The following is a 464-nucleotide window of genomic DNA, read 5'->3' as shown; positions in this document are numbered from 1 at the left end:
ATCAACCGTTTTGTCAGGAAAAGAGGAAATTCTCAATTCAATTGTTGCAGATCTTACGGAAAAAGGAATACCATTCAAAGAGTTGAAAACATCGCATGCCTTTCACTCATTTTTAATGGATCCGATTCTCAATGAATTTGCCAAGGAATTTGATGAAATAACATTCAATGAACCAGAAATAAAAATCATTTCCAATCTAACTGGAGCAACCGTTTCAGATGAAATGTGCAAGCCTGAGTATTGGACCAATCAACTGCGAAAAGCTGTGAAGTTCGATAGTTGCGCAAGCGCTGTACTGGATACGGAAGCAGCCATTTTTGTTGAGGTTGGACCTGGAAATACGTTGGTGTCCTTGATTCGATCCAATGAGAAATTTGACGCTTCAAAACACCGAATGATTCATACGGTTCGACGACCGAATGAAAAGGTAAATGATTCCGTTAAATTCCTAACGTCATTGGCGG

1 protein-coding gene is annotated in these 464 nt (G+C 39.4%); it reads left to right on the top strand.

Going from position 1 to position 464, the window contains the following annotated elements; translation table 11 throughout:
- Positions 1–10 precede the first annotated feature (10 nt).
- The coding region (locus L8D11_RS05470) for an acyltransferase domain-containing protein (RefSeq protein ID WP_236870654.1) at positions 11–464 on the top strand (454 nt) is incomplete at its 3' end.

It is taken from the genome of Candidatus Bandiella numerosa, assembly GCF_021811875.1.
GTDB lineage: Bacteria > Pseudomonadota > Alphaproteobacteria > Rickettsiales > Midichloriaceae > Aquirickettsia > Aquirickettsia numerosa_A.
Note: the sequence above shows the minus strand (reverse complement) of the source record. Positions and strands in the feature narration are given on the sequence as shown.